This window comes from Aquiflexum sp. (assembly GCF_041749095.1).
Lineage (GTDB): Bacteria > Bacteroidota > Bacteroidia > Cytophagales > Cyclobacteriaceae > Aquiflexum.
This window is the reverse complement of the sequence record NZ_JBGTCA010000406.1, coordinates 1-3830: the sequence shown is the minus strand read 5'-3', so window position 1 is coordinate 3830 and position 3830 is coordinate 1. Positions and strand designations below refer to the sequence as shown.

Genomic DNA, 3830 nt, shown 5'->3' with positions numbered 1-3830 from the left:
AAAACTGAAAGATTGACTTTTTTTCCCTGAAAATCCGATTTTAGCTTGATTACAAACAGTTCAATTTCCTTTACCCCTGTCCTAAATGGAATTGTCATTTCAAATAAATGTCCTTTACTGTCAGGTTGATTGATGGATTCGACTATAGGTGGTCTATTTCGCATATAGAAGTCCGGATCATCAAATAAGTTTCCCAAAGATCCATTCACCAATCGGTCTGATGAAATACCGGCCAATTTTTCCAAACTCGGATTGATCGCTACAATTTTACCATCTTCATCTGAAAGCAAAAGTCCATCCTTTGAACTTTCCCACACGTTTCTAAACTGATCCTCGGTGTTGACCACCTGTTTGCTTTTTTCATCTACTGCCCTAATCAAAATGCCCTGCCTCCTAAGTGCGTTTAGCAAAGTATTTAACAAAAAGCCTATCAATAGAAAAATAACCAATATTACTATTACAAACCAAGCCTGAAGATACATTGGCTTAAGAATCCTAAAAGATTCAGAATGCACTATTTCTGAAAAATCTCCTCCCTCAACCCCTGCCTGCAGTTGGAGTTGATACTCCCCGGGAGGTAGGTTATTGAAATATAAGATATTATTTCTGGGATTTATAAGTTCAAGCCAATCATCATTATATCCATTAAGTTTGTACCGCACCACTAGATTATTTGGCTGTATAAAACTGACTGCCTGATAAGAAATCTGTATGTTATTGGTTGCATAAGGTATAAACCTTAAATCAACCTCTTCATTTTGCGCTAGAATGACCGCAGTTGACAGAATTTCCACCAAGGGTATAAAGGTCCTTTCTTTATGTTCTTCCGGAATAAATACCGATAGACCTTTACTGGTACCGATCCAGATTTTCCCGTCTTCCCCCTCCAAGAAGGCTCCTCTATTGACCTCTGAGCCTACAAGTCCGTTTTTTTCATTGAATTGGACCACCTTGTTGTCTTTGATCCGAAATACCCCAATGTCAGTTCCAACCCATAAAAACCCTTTTGAATCCTTAAGCAAGGAATATACTGGCCTATTGATGGTTTCCCGGTTTATTTTATAAAAATCCAATGCACCATCACAATACCTTTTCAGCCCGGTTTCTGTTCCCAAAACCACACATCCATTTTCCTCTAAATAACTGTAGCCAACGAAAATGATGACCTGATCATTTTCAATAATACTGCTTTGATTTTGAAGGTTCCCACCCTGCATTAAAATCAACCTGCCATCGCTAAGCCTTCCCGCAGTTCTTACAAAAATCTGTGACTGATCTAGCTTCTTTAATATTTCATCTGTGATTTCATGTTGAAAATGCAGCCCTTTTCTATTATAGATCGACGAAAGGAAAACCTTTTCCCTGACCACAATCAACAAACTGTCTCCTAAAACTTTTACCGCATTTACAAATTCCTGATCAGGGCTGGCCTGAAACTCCAAATCATAAGTTCTTGGATCAAATCTGCCCAATCCCCTTACGTTGGATGAAAACCAAACAATACCTTCTTTATCTTTATGGAAATTGGTAATCCTTGTTTTGGGATGACCAACAACATGTTTATCACCCAGAAGTGTCCTGTAGCCATTCCTGTCCAAATATTGAAGCCCATTATTGAAGCCCAATAAGTAGGCTTCATTATCCAACTTAATGATGGCTGATACTTCATCGTCCAACAAAAAATTAGAGTCATAATTCAAGAATCTCAAGGAATTGATATTTACCATTCCTCTGTTGCTGGTAATCCAAATAATACCTTCTCTATCAACAAGGAAATCGGTAATATGATACGCTTTCAAGTTTTTATAGGCATCTATTTCCAGAATTTCCCCAGATGTCGGGTTGTACTTGTAGAGCTGGGAATTGAAATTGAAATAAACTTCACCTTCAAAAACCTGGAGATTACTATAGTCCGTCAAGCTGAAAATATCCCTGGTAAAATCCTTAGTTACTATCGATTCAGGTGCAAGAGCTGATTTCCCAACCGCAAGAAAGTCTTTGCCCAAATAATAATAGGATTTCTGACTTACATCAAAGGCCAAATGCTGGACGGGAGAGGGCAATGGATTTCCTTCGAATTTAAATGTGGACAATTTGCCTTTTTGGTATACCAAGGTCCCTTTTTTAAAAAACAACAAAATGGATTCTTCCAAACTATAGGAGGAAGTGAATTCTCCCAAATCAACATAGTTGTAGGGATGACTTTGCCAGGAGGATTTTTCGGCAAAACCATAAACAATCTGGCTGTCACTTATAAAAAACCGTATTTCTCCCTCCTTGACTTTGTTGTTGGAAAATCTGAAATAATTCTTTTGCAATTCAACCTGGGTTATCTCAGGTATTTCTATTTCCTTCCAGGCATTGTTATAAAAGCTGAAAACTTTATGATTAGCTATTGAATTGCTGATCCAAATTCTACCTTCTTCATCCTTGGCCAATTTCACCTGATTGGCCAGTTTGCTCTGGATAGTATCCGGTATCGGATAGGTAAAAAAGCCATCTGAATAATAGATACCCTGCGAGGTATTGAACCAAATCTTTCCTTTTTTTCCCTGCACCACATCAGAAATCATTTCAGTGGGCAAATCCACACCTTTGATCTGACTGTTGAAAAGGAATGATTGCGCAAACCCGATTTGGCAAGACAAAAAGAAGAAATAAAAGAGTAATTTTTTCTGCATAGGGTAGATTAGATACCATCTAAATTATAAAAAGATATGGATAGAATAAATTAAATGGATATTGTTTCCCAATTCTTTTTGTCGTGGGGCTTATTCTTATAATTTTGTGGAAACTTAAAAATTCGAAACATGAGTGTTTTAGTCAATAAAGATTCCAAAGTGATTGTGCAGGGCTTTACAGGATCGGAAGGTTCTTTCCACGCACAACAAATGATAGAATACGGTACCAATGTAGTCGGAGGGGTAACTCCCGGGAAAGGTGGCAGCTTACATTTGGAAAAGCCGGTTTTTAATTCTGTAGAGGAGGCTGTGACCGAAACAGGTGCAAATACTTCCATCATTTTTGTCCCACCTGCATTTGCTGCTGATGCCATTATGGAAGCTGCTGAAGCGGGTATCAAGGTAATCATTGCCATCACAGAAGGAATCCCCGTGGCTGACATGATGAAAGCCAAGCCCTATATCAAGGCAAAAGGTGCTGTATTAATCGGCCCAAACTGTCCCGGAGTCATCACTCCCGGAGAAGCCAAAGTGGGTATTATGCCAGGATTTGTTTTCAAAAAAGGCAGAATCGGAATAGTTTCCAAGTCAGGGACTTTGACTTATGAAGCAGCAGATCAGGTTGCCAAGGCAGGGTTGGGTGTATCCACAGCGATTGGTATCGGCGGAGATCCAATCATCGGAACTTCCACAAAAGATGCGGTTGAACTGCTGATGAATGACCCTGAAACAGATGCCATCGTGATGATCGGTGAAATCGGCGGAAACTATGAAGCCGATGCTGCCAGATGGATCAGGGAAAACGGAAATAAAAAACCGGTAGTAGGATTTATAGCAGGACAGACTGCCCCTCCCGGACGTAGGATGGGTCATGCCGGTGCGATCATCGGCGGCGCAGATGATACCGCTGCTGCCAAAATGAGAATCCTGGCCGAAAACGGCATCCACGTAGCCGAAAGCCCAGCTGAGATAGGTGCAGTGATGGCGAAGGTGTTGGGGGTTGAGGTTTGATTTTAAAGGGTAGATTTTAGATTGTAGATTTTAGATTTTAAATTAGAGAAACCGTCCTGAGGAATTTGGGGCGGTTTTTTTTGGTTAAAAAAAGTAAGGGTTGGTAATTGGCATTTTTTTAAAATTAAGGAATAGTAA

2 protein-coding genes are annotated in these 3830 nt (G+C 39.7%); one reads left to right on the top strand and one right to left on the bottom strand.

The genetic code is table 11. The features are described 5' to 3' along the window. The coding region (locus tag ACEW8O_RS18425; protein WP_373496096.1) for a two-component regulator propeller domain-containing protein at nt 1-2681 on the bottom strand (2681 nt) is incomplete at its 3' end. Between the two features lie 129 nt (nt 2682-2810). Here ACEW8O_RS18425 and sucD point away from each other — a divergent pair. Next, complete coding sequence (gene sucD, locus ACEW8O_RS18420; RefSeq protein ID WP_373496095.1) at nt 2811-3692, top strand: succinate--CoA ligase subunit alpha; 882 nt, start codon at nt 2811-2813, stop codon at nt 3690-3692. The last annotated feature ends 138 nt before the right edge of the window (nt 3693-3830 follow it).

Coding starts and splice junctions, on each gene's coding strand:
- sucD (WP_373496095.1), top strand. CDS start 2,811: ATGAGTGTTTTAGTCAATAAAGATTCCAAAGTGATTGTGCAGGGCTTT.